Origin of the sequence: Chelatococcus sp. XZ-Ab1, from assembly GCF_029309855.1 — a bacterium.
Lineage (GTDB): Bacteria > Pseudomonadota > Alphaproteobacteria > Rhizobiales > Beijerinckiaceae > Chelatococcus_A > Chelatococcus_A sambhunathii.
In genome coordinates this window covers 1-24,936 of the sequence record NZ_JARKII010000019.1, presented here as the reverse complement: position 1 = coordinate 24,936, position 24,936 = coordinate 1, and the positions used below count along the sequence as shown (strand labels likewise).

General features: G+C 68.1%; 26 protein-coding genes and 1 pseudogene. 19 read left to right on the top strand and 8 right to left on the bottom strand.

All coding sequences use genetic code 11. The features are described from left to right. Nucleotides 1–206 precede the first annotated feature (206 nt). The 5 genes from P2T65_RS20215 to hemB form a co-directional block, all read right to left on the bottom strand. A complete protein-coding gene (locus tag P2T65_RS20215; RefSeq protein WP_055460576.1) occupies nucleotides 207–953 on the bottom strand; it encodes an arginyltransferase in 747 nt (248 codons plus the stop codon). Between the two features lie 76 nt (nucleotides 954–1,029). Further along, nucleotides 1,030–1,479 (bottom strand): RDD family protein, encoded by a 450-nt coding sequence (locus P2T65_RS20210; RefSeq protein ID WP_071923677.1) that lies wholly within the window; start codon nucleotides 1,477–1,479, stop codon nucleotides 1,030–1,032. 41 nt (nucleotides 1,480–1,520) lie between these two features. After that, entirely contained in the window at nucleotides 1,521–2,765 is a 1,245-nt protein-coding gene (locus P2T65_RS20205; protein ID WP_063186005.1) for a threonine ammonia-lyase, read from the bottom strand. Nucleotides 2,766–2,852: 87 nt separating this feature from the next. Continuing rightward, on the bottom strand, nucleotides 2,853–4,190 hold the full coding sequence (locus tag P2T65_RS20200; RefSeq protein ID WP_055460579.1) for a branched-chain amino acid ABC transporter permease: 1,338 nt from the start codon (nucleotides 4,188–4,190) through the stop codon (nucleotides 2,853–2,855). A 41-nt stretch (nucleotides 4,191–4,231) separates the two neighbouring features. Then, entirely contained in the window at nucleotides 4,232–5,239 is a 1,008-nt protein-coding gene (hemB, locus tag P2T65_RS20195; RefSeq protein ID WP_276200571.1) for a porphobilinogen synthase, read from the bottom strand. Nucleotides 5,240–5,564: 325 nt separating this feature from the next. On the opposite strand from hemB, the gene P2T65_RS20190 reads away from it, so the two are divergent. The 13 genes from P2T65_RS20190 (at nucleotide 5,565) to P2T65_RS20130 (ending at nucleotide 19,071) form a co-directional block, all read left to right on the top strand. Continuing rightward, a complete protein-coding gene (locus tag P2T65_RS20190; RefSeq protein ID WP_245280608.1) occupies nucleotides 5,565–6,629 on the top strand; it encodes an enoyl-CoA hydratase/isomerase family protein in 1,065 nt (354 codons plus the stop codon). Nucleotides 6,630–6,660: 31 nt separating this feature from the next. After that, a complete protein-coding gene (locus tag P2T65_RS20185; RefSeq protein WP_245280609.1) occupies nucleotides 6,661–7,149 on the top strand; it encodes a DUF6163 family protein in 489 nt (162 codons plus the stop codon). 331 nt (nucleotides 7,150–7,480) lie between these two features. After that, nucleotides 7,481–7,981: a winged helix DNA-binding protein gene (locus P2T65_RS20180; protein WP_055460581.1), complete on the top strand. Its 501-nt coding sequence runs from the start codon at nucleotides 7,481–7,483 to the stop codon at nucleotides 7,979–7,981. A gap of 365 nt (nucleotides 7,982–8,346) precedes the next feature. Continuing rightward, on the top strand, nucleotides 8,347–9,528 hold the full coding sequence (locus P2T65_RS20175) for a L,D-transpeptidase family protein (RefSeq protein WP_245282555.1): 1,182 nt from the start codon (nucleotides 8,347–8,349) through the stop codon (nucleotides 9,526–9,528). A gap of 295 nt (nucleotides 9,529–9,823) precedes the next feature. Beyond that, on the top strand, nucleotides 9,824–11,128 hold the full coding sequence (glyA, locus tag P2T65_RS20170; RefSeq protein ID WP_276200562.1) for a serine hydroxymethyltransferase: 1,305 nt from the start codon (nucleotides 9,824–9,826) through the stop codon (nucleotides 11,126–11,128). A gap of 24 nt (nucleotides 11,129–11,152) precedes the next feature. Continuing rightward, the gene (nrdR, locus tag P2T65_RS20165) at nucleotides 11,153–11,641 is read left to right on the top strand and encodes a transcriptional regulator NrdR (RefSeq protein WP_055460583.1); all 489 of its coding nucleotides are present in this window, start codon (nucleotides 11,153–11,155) and stop codon (nucleotides 11,639–11,641) included. A gap of 65 nt (nucleotides 11,642–11,706) precedes the next feature. Then, nucleotides 11,707–12,819, top strand: coding sequence for a bifunctional diaminohydroxyphosphoribosylaminopyrimidine deaminase/5-amino-6-(5-phosphoribosylamino)uracil reductase RibD (ribD, locus tag P2T65_RS20160; protein WP_055460584.1), 1,113 nt, complete (start codon nucleotides 11,707–11,709; stop codon nucleotides 12,817–12,819). Then, nucleotides 12,819–13,466, top strand: coding sequence for a riboflavin synthase (locus P2T65_RS20155; protein ID WP_055460585.1), 648 nt, complete (start codon nucleotides 12,819–12,821; stop codon nucleotides 13,464–13,466). The genes ribD and P2T65_RS20155 overlap by 1 nt, the downstream gene beginning before the upstream one ends. A gap of 101 nt (nucleotides 13,467–13,567) precedes the next feature. After that, nucleotides 13,568–14,062, top strand: coding sequence for a 6,7-dimethyl-8-ribityllumazine synthase (ribH, locus tag P2T65_RS20150; RefSeq protein ID WP_055460586.1), 495 nt, complete (start codon nucleotides 13,568–13,570; stop codon nucleotides 14,060–14,062). After that, nucleotides 14,059–14,523 (top strand): transcription antitermination factor NusB, encoded by a 465-nt coding sequence (gene nusB, locus P2T65_RS20145; RefSeq protein ID WP_063186015.1) that lies wholly within the window; start codon nucleotides 14,059–14,061, stop codon nucleotides 14,521–14,523. The genes ribH and nusB overlap by 4 nt, the downstream gene beginning before the upstream one ends. 7 nt (nucleotides 14,524–14,530) lie before the next feature. After that, a complete protein-coding gene (thiL, locus tag P2T65_RS20140) occupies nucleotides 14,531–15,526 on the top strand; it encodes a thiamine-phosphate kinase (RefSeq protein ID WP_055460588.1) in 996 nt (331 codons plus the stop codon). 23 nt (nucleotides 15,527–15,549) lie between these two features. Next, nucleotides 15,550–16,752: an MFS transporter gene (locus P2T65_RS20135; protein WP_055460589.1), complete on the top strand. Its 1,203-nt coding sequence runs from the start codon at nucleotides 15,550–15,552 to the stop codon at nucleotides 16,750–16,752. 195 nt (nucleotides 16,753–16,947) lie between these two features. Further along, a complete protein-coding gene (locus tag P2T65_RS20130) occupies nucleotides 16,948–19,071 on the top strand; it encodes a sodium-translocating pyrophosphatase (RefSeq protein WP_055460590.1) in 2,124 nt (707 codons plus the stop codon). A gap of 72 nt (nucleotides 19,072–19,143) precedes the next feature. Here P2T65_RS20130 and P2T65_RS20125 read toward each other — a convergent pair whose 3' ends face one another. Continuing rightward, complete coding sequence (locus P2T65_RS20125; RefSeq protein ID WP_096335183.1) at nucleotides 19,144–19,563, bottom strand: outer membrane protein assembly factor BamE; 420 nt, start codon at nucleotides 19,561–19,563, stop codon at nucleotides 19,144–19,146. 189 nt (nucleotides 19,564–19,752) lie between these two features. Between P2T65_RS20125 and P2T65_RS20120 the strand changes: the two genes are divergently transcribed. From P2T65_RS20120 to P2T65_RS20095, 6 genes are all read left to right on the top strand, one after another. Further along, nucleotides 19,753–20,292, top strand: a complete 540-nt coding sequence (locus P2T65_RS20120) for a ubiquinol-cytochrome C chaperone family protein (protein ID WP_055460592.1) — start codon at nucleotides 19,753–19,755, stop codon at nucleotides 20,290–20,292. 2 nt (nucleotides 20,293–20,294) lie between these two features. Next, nucleotides 20,295–20,837, top strand: a complete 543-nt coding sequence (locus P2T65_RS20115) for a DUF177 domain-containing protein (RefSeq protein ID WP_055460593.1) — start codon at nucleotides 20,295–20,297, stop codon at nucleotides 20,835–20,837. Between the two features lie 99 nt (nucleotides 20,838–20,936). After that, nucleotides 20,937–21,977, top strand: coding sequence for a phosphate acyltransferase PlsX (gene plsX, locus P2T65_RS20110; protein WP_055460594.1), 1,041 nt, complete (start codon nucleotides 20,937–20,939; stop codon nucleotides 21,975–21,977). A gap of 14 nt (nucleotides 21,978–21,991) precedes the next feature. After that, the gene (locus P2T65_RS20105) at nucleotides 21,992–22,969 is read left to right on the top strand and encodes a beta-ketoacyl-ACP synthase III (RefSeq protein ID WP_055460595.1); all 978 of its coding nucleotides are present in this window, start codon (nucleotides 21,992–21,994) and stop codon (nucleotides 22,967–22,969) included. A gap of 155 nt (nucleotides 22,970–23,124) precedes the next feature. Then, nucleotides 23,125–23,436, top strand: a complete 312-nt coding sequence (locus P2T65_RS20100) for an integration host factor subunit alpha (RefSeq protein ID WP_055460596.1) — start codon at nucleotides 23,125–23,127, stop codon at nucleotides 23,434–23,436. Between the two features lie 99 nt (nucleotides 23,437–23,535). Then, entirely contained in the window at nucleotides 23,536–24,123 is a 588-nt protein-coding gene (locus P2T65_RS20095) for a MerR family transcriptional regulator (protein WP_276200561.1), read from the top strand. A 255-nt stretch (nucleotides 24,124–24,378) separates the two neighbouring features. Here P2T65_RS20095 and P2T65_RS20090 read toward each other — a convergent pair whose 3' ends face one another. Both P2T65_RS20090 and P2T65_RS20085 read right to left on the bottom strand, forming a co-directional pair. Beyond that, a complete protein-coding gene (locus tag P2T65_RS20090; protein ID WP_157672591.1) occupies nucleotides 24,379–24,744 on the bottom strand; it encodes a hypothetical protein in 366 nt (121 codons plus the stop codon). A 64-nt stretch (nucleotides 24,745–24,808) separates the two neighbouring features. Next, nucleotides 24,809–24,936, bottom strand: a pseudogene (locus P2T65_RS20085) (IS5/IS1182 family transposase); the annotation flags it as partial.

Sequence of the window (24,936 nt, the reverse complement as noted above, 5' to 3'; positions counted from 1 at the left end):
CCTAATCGATGCCGCGACACTTCCTTGGCTGTGCGCCGTCGTCAAGCCCGTCGATGTGGGAAAGCTGGGGCAAGGGGCCGAAACCGGGGTGCGCCGTCGTGCCCTGGGGACTCATCTCGGCGCCTCCGGCGAGTCATTGCGCTGGTCCCCGGGTCGCATTCCGCTCCGCTGCATGCGTCCGGGAAACGGGAGTGTCGCGGGAACCCTCAGCCGAAGCGCACCCAACCCTGCGGATAGAGCCGCTCCTGCGGCAGGAAGCGGGCCTTGTAGGCCATCTTGCGCGAACCCTCGACCCAGTAGCCGAGGTAGACATAAGGCAACCCGAGGCGCCGTGCCTTGGCGATATGGTCGAGGATCATGAAGCTGCCGAGGCTGCGCTCGCCGTCGTCCGGATCGTAGAAGGAATAGACCATCGACAGGCCGTCGCCGAGCACGTCGGTGAGTGCCACCCCCACGAGGTCGCCCGTGCCGCGGCCGTTGATGCCCGTATCTGGCCCGCGCCGCCGGTATTCGACGAGGCGCGTCGGCACGTGGCTATCCTCCACCATCATGGCGTAGTCGAGCATTGTCATGTCCACCATACCGCCGTCGGAATGGCGCGCCTCGAGATAGTGGCGGAAGAGCGAATATTGCTCGGAGGTGGGGATCGGCTCGCCCATGGCGCCGGCGAGGTCGGCATTGGCCCGGAGCACCCTTTTCAGGTTACGCCCCGGCCGGAAGGCATCGACGACGATGCGGACCGAGACGCAGGCCTTGCAGTGCTCGCAGGCCGGGCGGTAGGCGATGGTCTGCGAGCGGCGGAAGCCGCCTTGCGTCAGGATGTCGTTGATCTCGGCGGCCCGCCGGCCGATGAGATGAGTGAAGACCTTTCGCTCTTCCCGACCCGGCAGATAGGGGCAGGCCGAGGGCGCCGTCAGGTAGAACTGCGGCGCGTCGCGCGGTTGCGTCGTCACCTCGTTCCTCCCTCCGTCCATCGCCCGCGAGAGTATCCACTGACGATACCACCGCCCTGACGGCGCTCAAGCGCCGTTACCGTGCGTTCACGATCGTCAGCCCCGTGAGCACGTCGTGCAGCAGCCGCCGGTCGTCGCGCAGGAGGCCGACGAGGATGTCGATCACCAGCACCAGCACGGTGCCGGCCGCGACGTAGAAGAGGAGAGCATGGACGGCTGCGGTGATGAAGTCGACCCGCGTGCCGCCGGGACCGATCACCCTGAGGCCCAACATGCGCATGCCGATGGTCGACTGCCGGCTGCCGCCCACCGTGACCGCGCTGTAGAGCACGCCCGTGCCTGCCCCGACGAGCGGGAACAGGAACCAGGCGAGCCCGAAGGTGAAGACCCCGAGCACCGCCACGATGACGAACAGCATCACCATGAGCACGGCGATGACGCAGATGTCGACGAGATAGGCGAAGAGGCGTGGCGTCAGCACGCCCGCGGTGGCCTCGGGCGGCAGCGTCGGCATGTTCTCACTCATGGATCCTGTCCTGTTTCGAGGGGGCGGCTGGTCGTGGTGCCTCACGGCGTCTCGCTCAGGCCGCGGGCATCGACCCGGCGCGGAGCGAGCCCGTCCGCCTCGAGCGCGGCGAGGATGGCGCGGGTGTGCTCGGCATCGCGGGTCTCGACCGTGAGGTCGATGGTGACCCCCTTGGCCGGGACATCGAGATAGAGGCGCCCGTGCGAAACTTCGAGGATATTGGCACCGAGTTCCCCCAGCCGGCTGGCGACACGGCCGAGCAGTCCCGGCCTGTCACTCGTTGTAATGCGGAAGGAGACGATCCGTTCCGCCCGCTCCAGCTCGCGCACCATCACCGAGGCGAGGAGCCGCGCGTCGATGTTGCCGCCGCACAGGACGAGCCCCACCTTCCTGCCGCTGAAGCGCTCCGGCCGGGCGAACATGGCAGCGAGGCCGGCCGCGCCCGCGCCCTCCGCCATGGTGCGCTGCTGGGTGGCATAGGCGTTGACCGCCCGTTCGATCGCCGCTTCCTCGACGAGGATGATCTCGCTCGCGAGCGCCCGCACGATCGGCAGCGTCATCGTGCCTACGGTCTTGACCGCGATGCCCTCGGCCAGTGTCGGTCCGCCGATGGGCAGGTCGGCGCCCGTGATGGCATTGTGGAAGGAGGGGTAGAGCAGGGCCTCGACGCCGACGACGTCGATCCCGGGCTTCAGCGCCTTCGCCGCCACGGCGATGCCGGAGAACAGGCCGCCGCCGCCGATGGGCACGACGAGCGTGTCGAGGTCCGGCACGTCGGCCAGCATCTCGAGCGCGATGGTGCCCTGACCCGCCATGACGGCCGGATCGTCGTAGGGGTGGACGAAGACGAGCCCTTCCTCGGCGGCGATGGCACGGGCCCGCTCGGCCGATTCGTACAGCGTCTCGCCGAAGAGGACGACACGCGCCCCGTGCGCCCGGGTGTTCTCCACCTTCACGAGGGGCGTCGCCTCGGGCATCACAATGGTGGCGGGAATGCCGAGCCGCCGCGCGTGATAGGCGACCGCCTGGGCGTGATTGCCGGCGGACATGGCGATGACGCCGCGCCGGCGCTCGTCGTCGGTGAGGCGCGTCAGCTTCACCAGCGCGCCGCGCTCCTTGAAGGAGCCGGTCGCCTGCATGTTCTCGTGCTTGACGAAGACCTCGGCGCCGGTGAGCGCCGACAGGCGCGGAGCGGGCATCATCGGGGTGCGCAGCACCTTTCCGGCGACGATGGCCGCCGCCGCTTCGACATCCGCGAGGGTGATGGCGTGCCGCTCAGCGGTCATTCCCGATACGTCCTCCAGCATGGCTTGCCAGCCGCTCCCCTTAATCGACGCCGACCGCGCGGCCTATCGCAGATGCTGCGCGGCGGCTCATATCTCGCGCGGCACAAGGTGGCGTTCGCCGAACAACCCGCCCGGCCGCAGCACGAGGAATAGCACGAGCAGGCAGTAGACCGCGATGTCGCGCAGCTCGATCGGCAGGGCCGCCGACCAGGCGGCCTCCACTGCGGCGATGATGAGTCCTCCGGCGAGCGCGCCGGCGACCGAGCCGATGCCGCCGACGACCGCCGCGACGAGCGCCTTCAGCCCGAGTGCCAGCCCGCCGGAAAAGCCGACGCCGCCATATTGCGCGACCATCAGGAAGCCCGCGAGCGCGGCAAGGCCGGTCGCGAGGGCGAAGGTGAGCGAGAACAGCACGCGCCCGTCGATGCCGAAAAGGGCGGCGGCCACGGGATCGTCGGCATAGGCCCGCCAAGCGCGGCCGAAGTGCGTGCGTGCCAGCAGGATGATGAGGAGTCCGGCCGCCAGCGCGCCCGTGGCGGTGACGAGGAGCGACATGGGCGTGACGGTGACGAGGAAATCGCGGGTCCCGGCAATGCCGAGTGTCGCATTCCACACCGGCGGCACCCAGCGTCCGCTCTCGCCCTGGGCGAGGCGCAGGTATTCGGCGAGCGCGATGGAGAGCCCGACCGTCACGATGACGATCTGCTGGCCCTTGAGGCGCAGCAGTGGCACGACGGCAAGCCGCCCCGCGACGAGCCCGTGCAGGGCGCCCGCCATCACCGCGACGACAAGACCCGACAGAAGGCCCGGCAGCGGCGTCACGACGCCGCCGGCGACGGAGAGCGCGATGGTCAGCGTCGCCGCCATGCCGCCGAGTACGGCGAACTCGCCGAAGCCGAGCATGATGCGCCGCACGAGACCGAAGATGAGTGCATAGGAGGCCGCAAGGAGGCCGTAGATCGCCGCCATCGGCAGAGCGGCAAGGGCCTGCTGGAGGCCGTAGGCGAGGGGCGAGGGCAGTTGCAGCACGCGCGCTGCGCCCGCCCTCCGCTCCGGGTCGGATGCAGCCGCCTCTGGCGTCTCGAGATAGAAGCGCTGCAGGAAATAGACGGAGGCGTCGCTGAGCGCCCCCCGCTCGGTCGTGATGCCGACGAGCCGTGCCTTGCCCGCGGCAAAGCCGGTGCCGGCGAAACGGCAGGTGATTGTCCGTCGGCGCGTGCCACGCGGGGTGCCGACCTCGTACTGGATCAGCACCTCGTTGCGTCCCGGCCCGGGGCGCGGCTCCGACAGGCGAAAGTTCGCGCCATCGGCGTTGAGGGCCGGGATCGCCTGCCGGCAGATGCGCGCCTGCTCCGCATCGACGCCGCGCCCGCAGCCCGCAAGGGCAAGGCAGGCAGCAAGGAGCAGGAGGATGCGGCGCAGCATGGCCGCACTGTAGCGGGCGCCGCGCGCCGCGAAAGGGGCCTTTAGAGCGCGCGGCCGAGCTTCTCCGCAATCCGGGGTGCGAAATAGGTCAGGATGCCGTCGGCACCGGCACGCTTGAAGGCGAGGAGGCTCTCGACCATGGCCCGCTCGCCGTCCAACCAGCCGTTGCGGGCCGCCGCCTCGATCATCGCGTATTCGCCCGACACCTGATAGGCGAAGGTCGGCACGCCGAAGGTGTCCTTGGCCCGGCGCACGATGTCGAGATAGGGCAGGCCCGGCTTGACCATGATCATGTCGGCGCCTTCCTCGAGATCCATGGCAATCTCGCGCATGGCCTCGTCGGAATTGGCCGGGTCCATCTGGTAGGTGCGCTTGTCGCCGACAAGCGTCGCGCTGGTGCCGATGGCGTCGCGGAACGGCCCGTAGAAGGCGGAGGCATATTTGGCGGCATAGGCCATGATCTGCACGTTCTGGAAGCCGGCCCCGTCGAGCGCGGCGCGGATCGCAGCGACGCGCCCGTCCATCATGTCGCTCGGGGCGATGATGTCGCAGCCGGCTTCGGCCTGCACCAGCGCCTGCCGCACGAGCAGGGCGACCGATTCATCGTTGAGGATGGTCTCGCCCGCGAGCACGCCGTCATGCCCATGGCTGGTATAGGGATCGAGCGCAACGTCGGTGACGATGCCGACCTCCGGCACGGCGTGCTTGATGGCGCGCACGGCCTGGCACACGAGGTTGTCGGGATTATGGGCCTCGCTGCCGGCCTCGTCGCGCAGGGCCGGGTCCGTATAGGGGAAGAGGGCGATCGCCGGGATGCCGAGCGCGGCCGCCCGCTCGGCGTCGCGCACGGCCATGTCGACCGACAGCCGCTCGACGCCCGGCATGGAGGCGACCGGCACGCGCAGCTTGTCGCCGGCGATGACGAAGAGCGGCCAGATGAGATCGTTCGTCGTCAGCACGTTCTCCTGCACCAGCCGACGGGCCCACTGCGCTTTGCGGTTGCGGCGCGGGCGCTTGACGGGCACCGGCAGGGCCGGCGCGGCGAGCATCTCCCCGCCCGCACGCTTGCGCTCGTCGAGGGGGCTGACGGTCTTGGATGTCATGGTGTCGCTCTCGAAGTCTCGCTCGTGCCGCAGGTCGGGCGCTTCATGCAGGTCCGGCCTGGCGCCGTCGCTGTCCATCGTGCCCCCTTGCCCTAGCATGATCGCGCGGCGGCCCGGAAGACGTGCCGATGCCGCACAGCCATTCGCCACACCGGGCCGTGCATTTTTCCCCGCCGTGCCCCGCGCCGGTGCGCGTTGACGCTTGGCACGCGCGCCGGCACCTTGCCCGTCGAAGACGTGCTCGATGCAAGACCTTGAGGGAGGAGACGACGTGCAGTCCGATCAGGCGGCGGAAGCGGAAATCCTGTGCGAGCGGCGCGGCGCTGCCGGCGTCGTCACACTCAACCGTCCGAAGGCGCTCAACGCGCTCACCCTCGGCATGGTGCGCGCCATGCGCGCCGCGCTCGACGCCTGGGAGAAGGATCCGGCCGTCACCCGCGTCGTCGTCACCGGGGCCGGCGGCAGGGCCTTCTGTGCCGGCGGCGACATCCGCCGGCTGCACGATCTCGGGCGGGAAGGGCGCATCGACGAGGCGCGTACCTTCTGGGGCGAGGAGTACAAGCTCAACGCCCGCATCAAGAGCTACACCAAGCCCTATGTCGCGCTTATCGACGGCATCGTCATGGGCGGCGGCGTCGGCCTGTCCCTGCACGGCAGCCACCGGGTGGCGAGCGAGAAGCTGATGTTCGCCATGCCGGAGGTCGGCATCGGCTTCTTCCCGGATGTCGGCGCCACCTACGCCCTGCCGCGGCTGCCCGGCGCCGCCGGCACCTATCTCGCCGTGACGGGGGAGCGCATCGGCCTTGCCGATGCCTGCGCCCTCGGCATCGCCACCCACGCGGTCGCCTCCTCGGCCATGGGGCAGGTGCTGGACGATTTATGCGCGGGCGGCGACATCGCGGCGGTGCTCGCCGCCCATGCCGTCGATCCCGGCGCGCCGCCGCTCGCCGGCGAGCGGGCGATGATCGACCGCTGCTTTGCCGGGGCGGACATCCCCGACATCCTGAATCGATTGCTGAGCGAAACTGGCCAAAGCTCTGAAAATGCAGGCAGGCTGGCGGCGCTCATGCGCACCAAGTCGCCGACCAGCATGGCGATTGCCCGCGAGCAGATGCGCCGCGGCGCCAGCCTCACTTTCGCCGAGGCCATGCGGCTGGAGTACCGCATCGTCTCGCGCATCGCGGAAGGGCACGACTTCTACGAGGGGGTGCGCGCCGTGATCGTGGACAAGGACCAGGCGCCGAAATGGCGCCCGCAGCGCGTCGAGGAGGTGACAAGCGAGGCGATCGCGGCTTATTTCGCCCCTTTACCGGAAGGCGACCTCGCCATCGATTGAGATGGCCGGCCCTTCCCGGCGGAAAGGGGTGATGGGCATGTTCCAGCACGGCGGAGACGACGAGGCCCGTGGCGGGCAGCCGGGCGAACCACCCGGCACGACGCGCGGGCTGCTCGATGCCATCGCCCTGCACGAGCGGGCGGCCGCCCTGCGCTGGGACCAGATGCTCGTCTGGTTCATGCGCGTGATGGCCTGCGCCTGGCTGGTGAAGGGTCTCGGCGCCTGGGCCGTGCTGCTCGGCTTCGGCCCGGGGGAGGGCGTCGCCTTCGAGGCGCGCTCGCTGTCCTTCCAGGCCACCATCATCTACTTCGCCGTCATCGACCTCGTGGCGGCCGTCGGCCTGTGGCTGACGAGCACGTGGGGCGGCGTGATGTGGCTTCTGGCCGTCACGAGCCACATCATTCTCGCCTTGTTCTTTCCGCGTATCGTCATGAGCAATGCCATGACGCTGAGCGCATTCGTCTCGCTCATCCTGCTCTATCTCGCGATTTCATGGAAAGCGGCGCGCCAGGAAGACTGATGTCTTGTGCTCGGCGGCCTTCCTTTGCGGACTCATTGCAAGGGAAATGCACCGGCTGGCGATCTTTTCCCTTGCACCGGGCGTCAACGTCGGTTGCAATGAGGGACAGCCTGCAGCGAATGCGGGAAGGAGTAGATGAGGCATGTCTGCCGAATGGACGTAATGACCGAGGGATCGTTGAGGTTTGATTCACGACGTTTCGCAAAGATTTGATTCATCCTATTGCTTAAATTCGTCTTCATCGGCGCAGGCTATCGTACTCCTCATAAAAGGCCGGAAGATCACAATCCGGCCTGCGTAACAGGCGATGGGGCGTATGATGGGGACTGTGATGAAGACGGTAGAGCCGACGCCGGTTCATTCCATAGACGCTGAAATCGGTCCGCTCTACTTGGAGGCGTTGACGCTGGTGGAGCGGTTGCATCGCCGTCTGCTCGACGTCATCAAGGACGAGTTCGAGCGCCGCGGGCGCACGGACGTCAATGCCGTGCAGGCGCTGCTGCTCTACAACATCGGCGACAAGGAGCTGACAGCGAGCGAGCTGCGCACCCGCGGCTACTATCTCGGCTCCAACGTGTCCTACAATGTGAAGAAGCTCGTCGAGATGGGCTACCTGCACCATGCGCGCTCGCGGGTCGACCGCCGCTCGGTGCGGATCAGCCTGACCGACCGCGGGCGCGAGGTTCACGAGATCGTGTCCACGCTCTACGACAAGCACACGCGGACGATCGAGGCCATCGGCGGCGTCACGGCCGAGGATTTCCGCAACCTCAATCAGGCCCTCGTACGGCTCGAGCGCTACTGGACGGATCAGATCCGCTACCGGCTCTGATGTCCCTTTTCATGAATCGCAAGGCGTCCGGCGACCCGGCACGGTCGCCGGATGTTGCATAATTGCAGCGCCCGGATTTTTGCGCGCGATGGGGCCGGATCATGGCGCCGCCTGCCACAAATTGGCCCGAGTGCTCGCCGACAGCTCACGCTTGATTAACCGTAGACGGTTTAATTAGGGTCAGTCGTCCCTACGGGCGGCGATGTGGCGGCGTTCTTGTGCGCCGCCGGCAGTCACAGCGAATTCGACGATCAGGATTCCTGCCAGTGCGCATTTCGGTTTCCAAACTCCATGCCTCCGCCTTTGCCGGCGCCATCGCGGTTACGTATGCCGCCCTCTCGGCTCCGGCCGGCGCCCAGCAGCCCATGGTGATCGCCTCCCAGGCCGAGTGGAGCCAGGGCTACGATGCGGCGCCCCGGATCCGGGTGCAGCGCTCCTTCATGCCGACGGTATCGCAGGAGGCGATCGTCGGCACCGAGCAGGCCATCGCGCACTATCGCGAGATCGCGGCGCGAGGCGGCTGGGGCCAGGTCTCATCCAACCAGCGGCTGCGCATGGGCGCCAAGGGCCCGGGCGTCGTCGCCCTGCGCGAGCGTCTCATCCTGTCCGGTGACCTCGAGCCGTCCGCCGGTAACTCGCCGGTGTTCGACACCTACGTCGAGGCCGCGGTGAAGCGCTTCCAGGCGCGGCATGGCCTCAATGCGACCGGAGTCGTCAACGGGCCGACCGTTTCCGCGCTCAACGTGCCGGTCGATACCCGCCTGCGCCAGCTCGAGATCAATCTGGTGCGTCTGCGCGCCCTCTCGGGCGACCTCGGCGAGCGCTACGTGATCGTCAACATCCCGGCCGCCCTCGTCGAGACGGTCGAGGGCGGGCAGGTCGTCAGCCGTCATGCCGCCGGCGTCGGTAAGATCGACCGTCAGTCGCCGATCATGAACGCCAAGATCACCGAGATCAATTTCAACCCGTTCTGGACGGTGCCTGCCTCCATCATCCGCAAGGACCTCATCCCGAAGATGCGGCAGGACCCGACCTACCTGTCGGACAACAAGATCCGCGTCTACAACAGCCAGGGTCAGGAAGTCCCGCCGCAGAGCATCAACTGGAACTCCGACGAGGCCACGCGCTACATGTTCCGGCAGGATCCCGGCGCGGACCTCAACTCGATGGGCTTCGTGCGCATCAACATTCCCAACCCGCACGGCGTCTACATGCACGATACGCCGGCCAAGGGCATCTTCGGCGACGACTTCCGCTTCGTCTCGTCCGGCTGCGTGCGCGTGCAGAACGTGCGCGACTACATCACCTGGCTGCTCAAGGAGACGTCCGGTTGGGATCGCGCGGCGATCGACCAGGCGATCGCCTCGGGCGAGCGAATCGACGCCCGCCTCGCAAGGCCGGTGAACGTCTACTGGACGTACATCACGGCCTGGGCGTCGCCCGACGGCATCGTGCAGTTCCGCGACGACGTCTACAACCGCGACGGCCTCGGCGTGCAGAACGTGATGGCGGCGGCCCAGGCGGAAGAGACCGAGCCGGTCAACTGACCTGCCATCGACCGATCGAGAAGCGGCCCGTCCCTTGGCGGGCCGCTGTCTCTTGTTGCAGGCGCCTGCCCATGCAGCGGGTGCGACGCCGTTGAGCGTCCGGTGCCTGTTGGCGCTCGTCGAGCGAAGTGTTATGCACCTCTCGTGCGGGACGAGAGGGCCCGCCCCAACATATCGTAGGTCATCACACGAAAGGCTTGCGCCCCGGCTGGACGTCCCGTCCAGCGCCTCGGGAGGCGGGCGGCCCCCGATCGTCGGTGACCCGGATCCGGTGACCTGAAGTCGAGGTGAAGCCATGAGCGCGAGCAACGCCGTTCCGTCCCATCTGTCCAACAGCTTCTTCTCGGCCGGGCTGGCGGATGCCGACCCCGAGATCGCCCGTGCCGTCGCGCTCGAGCTCGGCCGCCAGCAGACCGAGATCGAGCTCATTGCCTCCGAGAACATCGTTTCGCGAGCTGTGCTCGAGGCGCAGGGGTCGGTGATGACCAACAAGTACGCCGAGGGCTATCCCAAGCGCCGCTACTACGGCGGCTGCCAGTTCGTCGACATCGCCGAGGAACTCGCCATCGAGCGTGCCTGCCGCCTGTTCGACTGCCGCTTCGCCAATGTGCAGCCCAATTCCGGCTCGCAGGCCAACCAAGCCGTGTTCATGGCGCTCGCCCAGCCGGGCGACGTGTTCATGGGCCTCGACCTCGCCGCGGGCGGGCACCTGACGCACGGCGCCAAGCCCAACATGTCGGGCAAGTGGTTCCGCCCCGTGCACTACACGGTGCGCGAGGACGACCAGCGCGTCGACATGGACGAGGTCGAGCGCCTCGCCCACGAGCACAAGCCCAGGATCATCGTTGCCGGCGGCTCGGCCTATTCGCGCCATTGGGACTTCGCCCGCTTCCGTCAGATCGCGGACGCTGTCGGTGCCCATTTCATGGTCGACATGGCCCATTTCGCGGGGCTCGTGGCCGGCGGGGCGCATCCCTCGCCGTTCCCCCACGCCCACGTGGTGACGACGACCACCCACAAGACCCTGCGCGGGCCGCGCGGCGGCATGATCCTCACCAATGACGAGGACCTCGCCAAGAAGATCAATTCCGCCATCTTCCCCGGTCTGCAGGGCGGCCCGCTCATGCACGTCATCGCCGCCAAGGCGGTGGCCTTCGGCGAGGCGCTGCGGCCCGAGTTCAAGGTCTATGCCCGTTCGGTGGTCGAGAACGCCAAGGTCCTCGCCGACACGATGGTGGAGGCGGGTTTCGCCGTCGTCTCCGGCGGCACGGACAACCACCTGATGCTCGTCGACATGCGCCCCAAGGGCCTCACCGGCAAGGCGGCCGAGGCGGCGCTCGGCCGCGCGCACATCACCTGTAACAAGAACGGCGTGCCCTTCGACACCGAGAAGCCGACGATCACCTCCGGTATCCGGCTCGGCACGCCGGCCTGCACGACGCGCGGCTTCGGCGTCGCCGAGTTCAGGCGCGTCGGCGAGCTCATCGGCGAGGTGCTCGCCGGGCTCGCCAAGAACGGCGAGGAGAACAACGCGGCGGTGGAGAACGCCGTGCGCGAGAAGGCGCACGAGCTGACGCGGCGGTTCCCCATCTATCCCTGAGGCCGCCACGGCCGGAGAAGCGCCATGCGCTGCCCCTATTGCGGTAATCTCGACACGCAGGTGAAGGACTCGCGCCCGACGGACGACCATTCGGTCATCCGCCGGCGGCGCATCTGTCCCGACTGCGGCGGGCGTTTCACGACCTTCGAGCGCGTCCAGTTGCGCGAGCTCACGGTGGTGAAGCGCTCCGGCCGGCGCGTGCCCTTCGACCGGGACAAGCTGATGCAGTCCGTCTCCATCGCGCTGCGCAAGCGCTCTGTGGACGAGGAACGGGTGGAGCGCATGATCAACGGCATCGTGCGCCAGCTCGAGAGCTCAGGCGAGACCGAGATCCCGAGTGAGAAGATCGGCGAACTCGTCATGGAAGGGCTGCGCAACCTCGACAGCGTGGCCTATGTCCGCTTCGCCTCGGTCTATCGCAATTTCCGCGAGGCCAAGGATTTCGAGGAGATCATCGGCGAGCTGGCCGGGGGAGAGATCATTCCCCTCAGGCGGGAGCACGAGGAAAGTTGACCGTGCCCGGACCAGCGGTTGCGCCGGAAGCCTTCTCCGCCGCGCCGTCTGCGCGTTCCCGAGAGATGCTCGATACGGGCTTCATGACGACGGCGCTCGCCCTCGGCGCGCGCAACCTCGGTCATGCCGCCCCCAACCCCTCCGTCGGTGCCGTCATCGTGGCTCACACGGCCGCGGGCTCGCTCGTCGTCGGGCGCGGCGTGACCCATCCCGGCGGGCGCCCGCATGCCGAGCGCGTGGCGCTCGATCGGGCCGGCGAGGCGGCCCGCGGCGCGACGATGTATGTCACGCTGGAGCCTTGTTCCCACCACGGCCGCACGTCGCCCTGCTCCCAGGCCATCGTCGAGGCCGGCATCGCCCGGGTCGTCTCGGCGATCGAGGATGCCGATCCGCGCGTGCGCGGCCAGGGCCATGCCCAGCTGCGCGCCGCCGGCATCGCCGTCGAGGTCGGTCTCGGCGGGGGAGAGGCCTTCCGTCAGCATCGCGGTCACTTCCTGCGCGTCACCCAAGGCCGCCCTGCCGTGCACATCAAGCTGGCGCAGACGGCCGACGGCATCGCCGCCCGGCCCGGCACGCGACTCATGATCACCGGCCGCGCGGCGAACGACCGGGTGCACCTGATGCGTGCCCATGCCGATGCCATCATGGTCGGCGTCGGCACCGTCCTCGCCGACGATCCGCAACTGACCGTGCGGTTGCCGGGCATGGACGAGCGGTCGCCCCTGCGCATCGTCGTCGACAGCGCCTTGCGCACGCCGGCGACGGCGGAAATAGTCCGGACCGCGAGCGCGTGGCCGACCTGGATTGTTGCTACGGACAACGCGCCCATCGCGGCGGAGCAGGCGCTGCGTGCTGCCGGCGTCGAGGTCATGCGCGTCGCCGCCGGACCGGACGGGCGGGTGGATCTTACCGCCATGCTGCAACTCTTCGGCAGCCTCGGCCTGACGCGCATCCTGTGCGAGGGCGGACCGGCCCTTGCGGAAGCGCTGGCGAGGGCCGATCTCGTCGACGAGGTGACGCTGATCACGGCCAGCCTTGCCTATGACGGGCGCGAGGCCGGCATCGCCGCGCTCGGCCCGGCGCTCGCGGAAGCGCTCGCGGGGGAGGGAGCACTCGTGCGCTTCGGCGAGGCCATGGCGGGCGAGGACCATCTGGCCTTTTGGGAAAGGACTCGTTGATGTTCACCGGCATCGTGACGGATGTGGGCGAGGTGGTCGCCGCCGAGGACTTCCAGGGCACGCTGAGGCGCCTGCGTATTCATTCTGCCTACGATCCGGCCGGCATCGCCCTTGGCGCCTCTATCGCCTGCGGCGGTCCGTGCCTCACCGTCGTCGCGGTGGGCCCGCGCGAAGGCGGCTCTTGGTTCGAGGTCGATTGCGCCGCCGAGACGCTGGCGCGCACCACCGTGCCGCGCTGGCACGTGGGCACGCGCGTCAATCTCGAGCGGGCGCTGAAAATCGGTGACGAGCTCGGCGGCCACATCGTCACGGGCCACGTCGACGGTGTCGGCGAGATCATCGGCTGGGACGGCATCACCGAGACCGGCGGCGCGGACGATCCCTGGGGGCCGAGCGCCCGGGTGACGGTGCGCGCGCCGCGCGAGCTCGCGCCCTTCATCGCCGAAAAGGGGTCGGTGACGCTCGACGGCACGTCGCTCACCGTCAACGGCGTTGCCGACGACACCTTCTCCGTGCTGCTTATCCCGCATACCATCGCGGTCACCACGTGGCGCGACCGCAAGGTGGGCGACGCGCTCAACATCGAGGTCGATCTGATGGCGCGCTACGCCGCCCGCCTTGCGGAGGCGCGAGCGGCGGGGTACTGACGCGAGCAAGATTTCCTGATCGACGAACCCGTGGCCGCGACGGCTGCGGTCCCGATTGTCCGGGCGGGTTCCCGTCCCGCCGCGCAAACGAAAAGAACATCATGGCCGGTCCACGCCAAGCCCAACTTGACGCCGCGCCCCTGCCGGGCGCACGTGTCCTCATTGTCGAGGCGCGCTTCTACGACGAGATCGCCGACGAACTGCTGGCCGGCGCCGAGGCCGCCATCGCGGCGGCCGGTGCCGAGAGCCACCTCATCACCGTGCCCGGTGCGCTCGAGGCCCCGGCCATGGCCGCTATTGCGCTCGATGCGGCCGAGGCTGCCGGCCGGCCCTTCGATGCGGTGGTCGTGCTCGGCTGCGTCATCCGCGGCGAGACTGGCCATTACGACATCGTCGCCGGCGAGAGCGCGCGCGCGCTGATGGACCTGTCGGTTTCGCGCCGCATCCCGCTCGGCAACGGCATCCTGACGGTGGAGAACGAGGCGCAGGCCTTCGCCCGCGCCCGTGTCGCGGAGATGAACAAGGGCGGCGGCGCGGCCGAGGCGGCACTCGCCGTGCTGCGCCACAAGCGGGCGCTGGCGGAGGTGTTGCGATGAGCCGCAGCGAGATGCGCAGCGCCGCCCGGCTCGCCGCCGTGCAGGCGCTCTACGAGATGGACATCGCCGGCACGGGCGTCATGGAGGCCGTCGCCGAGTTCGAGAACCACTGGATCGGCCGCGAGGTCGAGGGCGTGACCTTCCGCGCGCCCGACGTCGACCTGTTCCGCGACATCATCGCCGGCGTGGTACGTGAGCAGAAGCTCGTGGACCGCCGCCTCGACGAGGCGCTCGCCAAGGGATGGCCGCTGAAGCGCGTCGAGGTGGTGCTGCGGGCCGTGCTGCGCGCCGGCGCCTACGAGCTCTTCTTCCGCAAGGACATCCCGGTCCGCGTCACCATCTCGGAATATGTCGACGTCGCCCGCGCCTTCTACGACGAGGACGAGCCGGGCCTCGTCAATGCCGTGCTCGACGCGCTGGCGCGCAGCGTGCGGGCGGCCGAGCTCGCGACGCGCCCCTGAGGCGGGCATGGCGGGCGGCTCACCCTTCAGCGAAGACGAACTGATCGGGCGCTTCCTCGCGCCGCTCGCCGGCGAGGGCGGCTTCGGCCTCAAGGACGACACGGCGCTCCTGTCGCTGCCGGAGGGCGAGGAACTCGTCCTGACGGTTGATGCTGTCGTCGCCGGGGTGCACTTCCTGCCGGACGATCCGCCGGGCTCCATCGCCCGCAAGGCCTTGCGGGTCAATCTTTCGGACCTCGCCGCCAAGGGGGCCGCGCCGCGCGGCTTCCTGCTCGTCCTTGCCCTGCCGCCCGGCTGGACGGAGGGGTGGATGGCCGATTTCGCCGCCGGGCTCGGCGAGGATGCGGCGGCCTATGGCTGCCCGCTGCTCGGCGGCGACACCGTGCGGACGCCCGGGCCTCTGACGCTGTCGATCACCGCCTTCGGTGCCGTGCCGCAGGGCACGATGGTGCCGCGCACGGGTGCGCACGAAGGTGACGCGGTGCTCGTCAGCGGCACCATCGGCGATGCCGCGCTCGGCCTCGCGCTCCACACGGGCAAGGCTGGCGCCTGGGCGGCGGCCCTGACGGAGGAGGAGCGGGCATGCCTCGTCGATCGCTATCTCCACCCTCGGCCGCGGACGAATCTCGCCGCGGCCGTCCGGGCGAATGCGCGGGCGGCGATGGACGTTTCCGACGGTCTCGTCGGCGATTTCGCCAAGATGCTGCGTGCCGCCCGGCTCGGCGGCGAGATCGACCTCGCGCTTCTGCCCCTGTCCACCGCGGCGCGTTCTGCGCTCGACGCAGATGAGACCCTCGTTGAGGCCATCGCGACGGGGGGCGACGATTATGAAATCCTCTGCACGGTCCCCGAGAGCGGAGTCGCTGGGTTTGTGGAGGCTGCCCGCAGTGCCGGCACGCCACTGACCCGGATCGGGACCGTGGGCGCCCCCGGTGGCGGGCTGACCATCCGCGACGGGGCAGGCGAGCGGCAGTTCGCCAGGGGCTCCTACGGGCATTTCTGAGGCGGTTGAAGCGAGGGCTGACGGTGGTTGAGATCGACGACAGGCTGGCCCGGCGCAACGCGATCATTCTGGCGGGAGCCCAGGCCTTCGGTGCCGCCAGCCCGCCCATCGTCGTGTCGCTCGGCGGCATCGTCGGTGTATGGCTGGCGCCGGACAAGGCGCTGGCGACCCTGCCGGTGAGCCTGTTCAATCTCGGCGTGGCCGCCGGCACCATCCCCGCCGCGATGCTGATGCGCCATCTCGGCCGGCGCTCGGGCTATGTCGTCGGGGCGGTCCTCGGCGCGCTCGCGGGGCTCGTCGCGGCCGGCGGCATCTATGTCGGCGCCTTCCTGATCTTCTGCCTCGGCACATTCCTCGCCGGCAACTACTCCTCCTTCGTTCAGAGCTACCGCTTCGCGGCCACGGACGGGGCGAGCTTCGCCTTCCGCCCGCGAGCCATCTCCTTCGTCATGGTGGGCGGGCTCTTGGCGGCGGTCATCGGGCCGCAGGTCGCGATCCACACGCGCGACCTCTTCCCCGGGGCGCCGTTCGTCGGCAGCTTCCTCGGCCAGGGGGCGCTCGCGCTCATCGCCCTGCCCATCCTCTTCATGTTGCGGCCGGTGCCGATGCCGGCGGCTGCCCATGGCGGCGGCCGGCCCCTGTGGCAGATCGTGCGGGCGCCGCGCTTCATCGTGGCCGTCAGCGCCGGCACCGTCACCTATGCCCTGATGAGCTTCGTGATGACGGCCGCGCCCGTCGCCATGGTCGGCTGCGGCCATACGGTGGGGGAGGCGACGCTTGGCATTCAGTGGCACGTGCTCGCCATGTTCGGGCCAAGCTTCGTCACCGGCCGTCTCATCAACCGCATCGGCCACAGCGCCACCACCGCACTCGGCCTGCTGCTCATCGCCGCCGCGGCGGGCGTCGCCCTGTGGGGGCTGGCGGTGGCGCATTTCTGGCTGTCGCTCGTCCTGCTCGGCGTCGGCTGGAATCTCGGCTTCATCGGCGCCACCGCCATGGTCACCGAGTGCTACCGGCCCGAGGAGCGGGCGAAGGTGCAGGCGGCGAACGACTTCCTGATGTTCGGTACGGTCGCCGTCGCGTCCTTCTCCTCGGGCAAGCTGCTCGACGTGGCCGGCTGGGAAACAGTGAACTGGATCGTCTTTCCCCTCGTCACGCTCGTCCTCGTGATGATCGGCGTGCAGGAACTGATGACCCGCCTGCGGACACGCCAGATCTCGGCCTGAAGCAGACCCAAAACGCCTCCAAACAGAAAAAAGCCGGCCCGCGTCACGTAAAGTCGTTTGCTTTGGCCCGGTTTTTTTGTTCACCTCAGCGCGAGCCCCAGAAAACGACGAGGCTCGGGGGGTGAGACGTCGGCCATCCGGCCGTACGGCCGGAACCTGTGCGTGCAATCCCTCCCGCTCACTAGGGATGGAAAAATGACCGCACTGATTTTGATCATAGCCGCGGGCGCGCTTTCTATCGTCTACGGCGTCTATACCATTCAGTCCGTCATGGCGGCCGATGCCGGCAGCCAGCGTATGCAGGAAATTGCGAGTGCCATCCGGGAGGGCGCTCAGGCTTATCTGCGGCGGCAATATTCGACGATCGGTATCGTCGGCATCGTGCTGTTCCTCGCGCTCGCGTGGTTTCTCGGGCTTACGGTGGCCATCGGCTTCGCGATCGGTGCGGTCCTTTCGGCAGCGGCCGGTTTCATCGGCATGAACGTGTCGGTGCGCGCCAACGTGCGCACCGCCCAGGCGGCCTCCCGTTCCCTTGCGGCGGGCCTCGACCTCGCTTTCAAGTCAGGCGCGGTCACAGGATTGCTCGTTGCCGGCCTCGCCCTCCTCGGCGTCGCCGGCTACTACACGGTGCTGACGCAGGCGATGGGCCTCACCGTCGCCGACCGCACGGTGGTCGACGCGCTCGTGGCGCTCGGCTTCGGCGCCTCTCTCATCTCGATCTTCGCCCGTCTCGGCGGCGGCATCTTCACCAAGGGCGCTGATGTCGGCGGCGACCTTGTCGGCAAGGTGGAGGCCGGCATCCCGGAGGACGATCCGCGCAACCCGGCCACCATCGCCGACAATGTCGGCGACAACGTTGGCGACTGTGCCGGCATGGCGGCCGACCTCTTCGAGACCTATGCCGTCACGGTCGTCGCCACCATGGTACTCGCCGCGATCTTCTTCGTCGGCCAGCCGGTGCTCGATGCCGTGCTGCTCTATCCGCTTGCCATCGGTGGCGTCTGCATCGTCACGTCCATCATCGGCACCTTCTTCGTCAAGCTCGGCGCCAACCAGTCGATCATGGGCGCGCTCTACAGAGGCTTCATCGCCACCGGCGTGCTGTCGCTCGTCGCGCTCGCCATCGTCACCTGGCTCATCTTCGGCGGCTTCGGCACGGTGCTGACGACCGGCGGCGGCACCAGCTTCACGGCGGGCGATCTCTTCTGGTGCGGGGCGATCGGCCTCGTCGTCACGGCCCTCATCGTCATCATCACGGAGTACTACACCGGCACCGACTACCGGCCCGTGAAATCCATCGCCGCGGCCTCCGTCACGGGCCATGGCACCAATGTCATCCAGGGCCTCGCCGTCTCGCTCGAGTCGACGGCGCTGCCCGCCCTCGTCATCGTCGCCGGCATCGTCGTGACCTATTCTCTCGCTGGGCTCTTCGGCATTGCCGTTGCCGTGACGGCCATGCTGGCCCTGGCCGGTTTCGTGGTCGCGCTCGACGCCTTTGGGCCGGTGACGGACAACGCCGGCGGGATTGCCGAGATGGCCGGCCTGCCGGGGGACGTGCGCAAGTCGACCGATGCACTCGATGCTGTCGGCAACACGACGAAGGCCGTCACCAAGGGTTATGCCATCGGCTCGGCTGGTCTCGGTGCCCTGGTGCTCTTCGCTGCCTACACCTCGGACCTCAACTTCTTCGTCGCCAATGCCGAGCGGTTTCCCTATTTCGCGGGCGTCTCGGTCGATTTCTCGCTGTCCAACCCATACGTCGTCGTCGGGCTCCTGTTCGGCGGCCTGCTGCCGTTCCTCTTCGGCGGCATGGGCATGACGGCGGTGGGCCGGGCCGGCGGCGCCGTAGTCGAGGAGGTGCGCCGCCAGTTCCGCGAGAAGCCGGGCATCATGGCGGGCAAGGACAGGCCGGACTACGGCCGTGCCGTCGACATGCTGACGAAGGCGGCCATCAAGGAGATGATCGTTCCCTCGCTCCTGCCGGTGCTCTCGCCGATCGTCGCCTATGTCATCGTGCTCGCCATCGCCGGCAAGAACAACGCCTTCGCCGCGGTCGGCGCCATGCTGCTCGGCGTCATCCTCACCGGCCTCTTCGTCGCCATCTCGATGACGTCGGGCGGCGGTGCCTGGGACAACGCCAAGAAGTATATCGAGGAGGGACACCATGGAGGCAAGGGTTCGGACGCTCACAAGGCGGCCGTGACGGGCGACACGGTTGGCGACCCCTACAAGGACACTGCCGGCCCGGCTGTGAACCCGATGATCAAGATCACCAATATCGTGGCGCTGTTGCTGCTGGCGATCCTCGCCCACATGTAGTGAAGCGCCGCGCACATAGAAAAACCCCGCGGCAGCGATGCCGCGGGGTTTCCTGTTTCCGGATGGCGCCGGTCAGGCGCCGAAGGGGTTGAATGTCGCCCCTCCGCCGCCGCCGGTTGCGCGCAGCAACTGGCCGATCAGCGACAGCTCGGAGCCGCTCGTGGGCGTCGTGCGGGTGATGAAGTCGAACACGACGCCATCCTTGAGGCCGTAGTTGGCGAGGCGCTCGACCTTGAAGTTCTTGTCGAAATAGATGGCGAGCACGCGCTGCTCGACGAGCCGCGGGCTCATGAACTGCACCGGCCGCTCGAAGGTCTGGCTGATGTAATAGAAGGTCTTGTTGCCGACCGTCGAGACGGTGGAGGGCGTGCCCATCCGCTCCAGCACCTTCTCCACGCTCGTGCCGGGCTTCATCTCGGCCACGACGCGCTCGTCGATCACATAGCCCTTGGTCAGGGTCTCGGTGGTGCTGCTGCAGGCTGCGAGCCCCATCGCCAAGGTCGCGCCGACGAAACAACGCGCCGCGATGCGTTGGAAAGATAGAGACTTTCGCAATGCCATACCGTCCACCTGTGTTATGGGACCGGGGGCTCCGCCCCGGACTTGCGATGGGACCCGCCGATGCCGTAGCGCGCACGCGGGCCTTTTGCAAGGCGTGGTGAGAAGGTTAAGAAGGTCGGCATGATCTTGTCTTTTCTGCGTCGCCGGCGTCCCAACGACGTCATCGAGGACCTCTATCAACGGGTCGCCAGGGCGGCGCGCCAGCCTGCGCTGTTCCTTGAGCTCGGCTTTCCCGATACGGCGGAAGGCCGCTTCGAGGCGCTGGTGCTGCATGTCGCGCTCATCGTGCGGCGGCTCAACGCGCTGTCCGCGCCGGCGCCCGATGCCGGGCAGGATCTGGTCGACGTGATGTTCCGCGAGCTTGATCGCGCGCTGCGCGAGCTCGGCACCAGCGACCTTGCCGTGCCCAAGCGCATGAAGGCGCTCGCCGGCATTTTCAACGACCGCATGCGGCGCTATGCGGCCGCCGTCGATGCCGGAGACGAGACGGAACTGCGGCGCCTTCTTGCCGTTCGCCTCGGTGAACCCGCCGAGCGCCATGCCGCGCTGGCCGCCTACGTGCGGGCGAGCGCGGCCGATCTCGACGGCCTCGACTTCGATGCCCTGTTGCAGCGGCCGGATCCCTTCCCGCCTGCTGTACGATTCGTTGAAAGGACCTGACCATGACCGCGGCGTCCGATGCGCTTCTGTCCCGCCCCATCGCCGTTGCCGATGTTCCGGCTGCGGGCCTCGAGGTGACGGTGGAAGCGAGCGAGGCCGAACGGGCAGAGCTTGCCAGACGTTTCGGTACGGGCCCCATCGACAGGCTCGTCGGCTCGTTCAGCCTGACGGGCACGAGCGAGCGCATTCATGTGACCGGGATTGTCGAGGCCGGGTTGATTCAGACCTGCGTCGTCACACTGGAGCCGTTCGCTACCAACATGCGCGAGGAAGTCGATGTCACCTTCATGTCGACGCCGGCGCTGGAGCGCTGGCGCGCCGCCTTCGAGGAACCGGAGGCGGGCGAGACACCCGCAGAGGACGAGCCCGACGAGATCGTCGGCGGCGCTGTCGATCTCGGCGCTGTCACCGCGGAGTTCTTTGCCCTCGGGCTCGATCCCTATCCGCGCAAGCCGGGGGCGCAATTCCAGTACGAGGGTGGCGATGATGGCAAGACATCGCCCTTTGCCGTGCTGAAGAACCTGCCCCGGCGCGAGGGGCAATGAGCGCCGCAAGGCATTTTCGAGTTGCGGGGGACGTGCGCTTCGCTATTGTCCGCCGTCCCTTGCACGTGGGGACGCATTTCGGGAGTTCGGGCTGAACCTATGTCACGACCGGTCACCATCGCACTCGACGCCATGGGTGGAGACCAGGGTGCCGCTGTTGTGATTCCGGGAGCGGCCATCGCCCTCGAGCGGCGGCCGGACCTGCGCTTCGTCATCTACGGCAACGAGGCGGTCGTTCAGCCGCTGCTCGATGCCCAGCCCGCGCTCAAGGCCGTTTCCGAACTGCACCACACGGACGTTGCGGTGCGTATGGACGACAAGCCGAGCCAGGCGCTCAGGGCCGGGCGCTACAAGTCGTCTATGTGGCGCGCCATCGAGGCGGTGAAGGACAAGCGCGCCGCCGTCGCGGTGTCCGCCGGCAACACCGGCGCGCTGATGGCGATGGCTACCTTCTGCCTCAAGCGGATGGCCAATGTCGACCGTCCCGCCATCGCCGCCCTGTGGCCGACGCTGCGCGGGGAGAGCGTCGTGCTTGATGTCGGCGCCACTATCGGCGCCGATGCGCAGCATCTTGTCGATCTCGCCGTCATGGGCGCCGCGCTTGCGCGCATCGTGCTCGACATCGAGCGGCCCACCGTCGGCCTCCTCAATGTCGGCGTCGAGGAAGTAAAGGGCAACGAGGCGGTCAAGGAAGCCGGCAAGCGCCTGCGCGAGGCGGATATCCCGCTCATCGACTACCGCGGATTCGTCGAGGGCGATGATCTCGGCAAGGGCACGGTCGATGTGGTGGTGACGGAGGGCTTCGCCGGCAACATCGCCTTGAAGACGGCCGAAGGCACGGCCAAGCAGATCGCCCATTACCTGCGCGCCGCCATGGGACGCACCCTGCTGGCGCGTGTCGGCTATCTCTTCGCCAAGGGCGCCTTCGATGCGCTGAGGGAGAAGATGGATCCGCGCCGCTCCAACGGCGGTGTCTTCCTTGGCCTCGACGGCGTCGTCATCAAGAGCCACGGGGGCACCGACGCCCTTGGCTTTGCAAGTGCCGTCGAACTCGCTTACGACATGGCGCGCCATTCGCTCGCCGACACCATCCGCGAGACGATTGCGCAGGTGCACCCCTCGGCCGTGGCCGAGGCTTGAGGAGTTCTCTTAAAGTGTCCCGAATCCGGTCGGTCGTCCGCGGTTGCGGCTCCTATCTTCCCGAACGCGTTGTGACCAACGCCGAGCTCGCCGGAATGGTCGACACCTCCGACGAGTGGATCGTCCAGCGCACGGGCATCCGCGAGCGGCGCATCGCCGCCGACGGCGAGACGACGTCGTCCCTCGGCCTTGCCGCCGCGAAGGCAGCGCTCGACGACGCCGGCCTCACGCCGGCCGAAATCGACCTCATCATCTGCGCCACGTCGACGCCGGACTACACCTTCCCGGCAACCGCCACCCAGATCCAGTCCGCACTCGGCATGACACACGGCGCGGCCTTCGACCTGCAGGCGGTCTGTTCGGGATTCGTCTTCGCCGTCGCGACCGCCGACAAGTTCCTGACGTCCGGCTCGCACCGGCGCGCGCTCGTCATCGGCGCCGAGACCTTCTCCCACATCATCGACTGGCAGGATCGTACCACCTGCGTGCTCTTCGGCGACGGTGCTGGCGCTGTCGTGCTGGAGGCCGGGGAGGGCGCGGGCACGAACGCCGATCGCGGTGTGCTGACCTCGCATCTGCGCTCCGACGGCCGTCACCGCGACAAGCTCTATGTCGACGGCGGGCCGGGCTCCAACCGTCAGGTCGGGCACCTGCGCATGGAGGGACGCGAAGTCTTCCGCCACGCCGTCGGCATGATCACCGACGTCATCGAGGATGCCTTCCAGGCGACCGGCACCACGGCCGACGATCTCGACTGGTTCGTGCCCCACCAGGCCAACCGCCGCATTATTGATGCAAGCGCGCACAAGCTCGGCATCGCACCCGAAAAGGTCGTGGTGACGGTGGACCGGCACGGCAACACCTCGGCCGCGTCGATCCCGCTGGCGCTCGCGGAGGCGCGGGCGGACGGGCGCATCAAGCAGGGCGACCTCGTCATGCTCGAGGCCATGGGCGGCGGCTTCACCTGGGGCAGCGCGCTGGTTCGCTGGTAGCGCCGGGCCTCAGCTCCGCTTCGGGACAGGCGTTTTCGTGCCCGTCCTTCGTCAAACGAATGGGCGAATGTACCATTGACCGCGCCTGCCGCTGCCAATACCTTGTAAATTCATATAGATAATCCTGTTTTCTGAATCGGGGCGGGAAGGTGGTCATGGCCGGTCGCACGGTTACGCGCGCAGATCTCTGCGAGGCGGTCTATCAGAAGGTGGGTCTTTCCCGCACGGAATCGGCGTCGCTCGTCGAAATGGTGCTCTCCGAGATCTGCGACTGCCTGGCGAGTGGCGAGACGGTGAAGCTGTCCTCGTTCGGCTCCTTCGTGGTGCGCGACAAGGGCCAGCGCGTCGGCCGCAACCCGAAGACGGGGGTTGAGGTGCCGATCGAGCCGCGCCGGGTCATGGTGTTCAAGCCGTCGAACGTGCTGCGCGCCCGCATCAACGGCGAGCGCGGCGACGACGAGGCGTGAGCGGCCGCCGCGTCGCATTCGGGATGGCGATGCGGCTGTGAGCATGTGGCAGGCGCCGCCGGCCGGGCCGGCGGCGGGGCAAGTAAGTAGGGGCCTGTTGTGGACAAAGGGCCGGACGCATTCCGGACGATCAGCGAGGTGGCGGAAGACCTCGAGCTGCCACAGCACGTGCTGCGTTTCTGGGAAACGCGCTTTTCGCAGATCAAGCCGCTGAAGCGCGGCGGCGGTCGCCGTTATTACCGGCCGGACGATGTCGACCTCCTGCGCGGGATCCGCCACCTCCTCTACGGTGAAGGCTACACCATCAAGGGCGTCCAGCGCATCCTCAAGGAGGAGGGGGTGCGCTACGTGGAGACCATCTGGCGGCAGGACGGCACGGCGCCGGCGCCGGTTGCGCGGGCCGACGTGGACGATGCGAAGCACACGCCAGCCTTTGCCGATGCGCCCGAAGACGGGGCGTTCCTGTTCGACGACGGTGCGCTGATGCAGGCACCGCCGACCCCTGCGCCCGTCGCGTCGACGCCGTCGGGACGCGGTCCGGCGGCCGATGCGGCAACTTTGGCATCGGCAGGCTCCTCCGGCCTCACGGCGGCGCAACGGCGCGCGCTGCAGGCCGTGCTGGCGGAACTGGCGGAATGCCGGCGCCTCCTCGATGCCGCGCGTCGTGGAGCCGACGGCGACGCGTGAGTCCCGCGCCGTTCAGCTCAGATAACCGAGCAGCCAAAGGATGATGATGATCGGCAGCGGAATGCCGATAATCCAAAGCAATGCTCCGCGCAGCATGGCGCTCTCCGTCTCGTTGTCTCATCCGAAAGGAAAGTCGGCGCGTGGGGGATTTGTTCCTGGTCGTTCCGGGCCGAGAAAAGACGAAAGCACCGCGGCCCGACGGGAATTGCTCAAGGATATGCCCAGGGCGCGGCGTTCTCGCTGCCGTCCGGCATATCAGCCCGCGCCGGTCTCCGTATCGGCGGAGAGCCGGTGCAAGGTCCCTAGCAAGGCGAAGGAGAGACGCGTCGCAAGGCCATGATCCATCAGGACCGGAAATTCGAAGTCAGTTCCGGGATCGAGGCGCAGCACCACGTCGCCCGTCGCCTCGTGGCTGGCAAGAGTGAAGGAGCGAACCGGGGTTGGAGCCGGGCCTCTAGGTTCATCCGGCAGGAATGCGTCGGCGCTGGCGACAAGGCGGCGCGCCTGGTTTGCGAGCGTGACGAGCAGGCCGACAGGCATTCGCAACTCCGTCCCGTCCTCCGTCAGCAGCATCACATCGCCATTGGTTGTTCCCAGTTTGGCGCTTGCAATCTCTTTCACGATTTCCTCGGCAAATCATTCGCTTCCAGCAATGCGTGAAGCATAGCCAACTCTCTGAGCGATTCTAGGCCGTAGACTCATAACCGCGTAGCCAGATGCGGATGGACGCGAGCTTCACGGCGGCGAGGAAGTTTTCCGCCGTCTTGTCGAAGCGGGTGGCGATACGGCGGAAGTGTTTGATCTTGTTGAAGA

What these genes read in the sequence shown, in the direction of transcription:
- P2T65_RS20210 (WP_071923677.1), bottom strand. Translation starts at nt 1,479, where the DNA reads ATGAGTGAGAACATGCCGACGCTGCCGCCCGAGGCCACCGCGGGCGTG.
- P2T65_RS20205 (WP_063186005.1), bottom strand. Translation starts at nt 2,765, where the DNA reads ATGACCGCTGAGCGGCACGCCATCACCCTCGCGGATGTCGAAGCGGCG.
- P2T65_RS20200 (WP_055460579.1), bottom strand. Translation starts at nt 4,190, where the DNA reads ATGCTGCGCCGCATCCTCCTGCTCCTTGCTGCCTGCCTTGCCCTTGCG.
- hemB (WP_276200571.1), bottom strand. Translation starts at nt 5,239, where the DNA reads ATGCTCGCCGCGCCGGCCCTGCCGGTGCCCGTCAAGCGCCCGCGCCGC.
- P2T65_RS20185 (WP_245280609.1), top strand. Translation starts at nt 6,661, where the DNA reads ATGGGCATGTTCCAGCACGGCGGAGACGACGAGGCCCGTGGCGGGCAG.
- P2T65_RS20180 (WP_055460581.1), top strand. Translation starts at nt 7,481, where the DNA reads ATGAAGACGGTAGAGCCGACGCCGGTTCATTCCATAGACGCTGAAATC.
- P2T65_RS20175 (WP_245282555.1), top strand. Translation starts at nt 8,347, where the DNA reads ATGGTGATCGCCTCCCAGGCCGAGTGGAGCCAGGGCTACGATGCGGCG.
- glyA (WP_276200562.1), top strand. Translation starts at nt 9,824, where the DNA reads ATGAGCGCGAGCAACGCCGTTCCGTCCCATCTGTCCAACAGCTTCTTC.
- nrdR (WP_055460583.1), top strand. Translation starts at nt 11,153, where the DNA reads ATGCGCTGCCCCTATTGCGGTAATCTCGACACGCAGGTGAAGGACTCG.
- ribD (WP_055460584.1), top strand. Translation starts at nt 11,707, where the DNA reads ATGCTCGATACGGGCTTCATGACGACGGCGCTCGCCCTCGGCGCGCGC.
- P2T65_RS20155 (WP_055460585.1), top strand. Translation starts at nt 12,819, where the DNA reads ATGTTCACCGGCATCGTGACGGATGTGGGCGAGGTGGTCGCCGCCGAG.
- ribH (WP_055460586.1), top strand. Translation starts at nt 13,568, where the DNA reads ATGGCCGGTCCACGCCAAGCCCAACTTGACGCCGCGCCCCTGCCGGGC.
- nusB (WP_063186015.1), top strand. Translation starts at nt 14,059, where the DNA reads ATGAGCCGCAGCGAGATGCGCAGCGCCGCCCGGCTCGCCGCCGTGCAG.
- thiL (WP_055460588.1), top strand. Translation starts at nt 14,531, where the DNA reads ATGGCGGGCGGCTCACCCTTCAGCGAAGACGAACTGATCGGGCGCTTC.
- P2T65_RS20130 (WP_055460590.1), top strand. Translation starts at nt 16,948, where the DNA reads ATGACCGCACTGATTTTGATCATAGCCGCGGGCGCGCTTTCTATCGTC.
- P2T65_RS20125 (WP_096335183.1), bottom strand. Translation starts at nt 19,563, where the DNA reads ATGGGGCTCGCAGCCTGCAGCAGCACCACCGAGACCCTGACCAAGGGC.
- P2T65_RS20120 (WP_055460592.1), top strand. Translation starts at nt 19,753, where the DNA reads ATGATCTTGTCTTTTCTGCGTCGCCGGCGTCCCAACGACGTCATCGAG.
- P2T65_RS20115 (WP_055460593.1), top strand. Translation starts at nt 20,295, where the DNA reads ATGACCGCGGCGTCCGATGCGCTTCTGTCCCGCCCCATCGCCGTTGCC.
- plsX (WP_055460594.1), top strand. Translation starts at nt 20,937, where the DNA reads ATGTCACGACCGGTCACCATCGCACTCGACGCCATGGGTGGAGACCAG.
- P2T65_RS20100 (WP_055460596.1), top strand. Translation starts at nt 23,125, where the DNA reads ATGGCCGGTCGCACGGTTACGCGCGCAGATCTCTGCGAGGCGGTCTAT.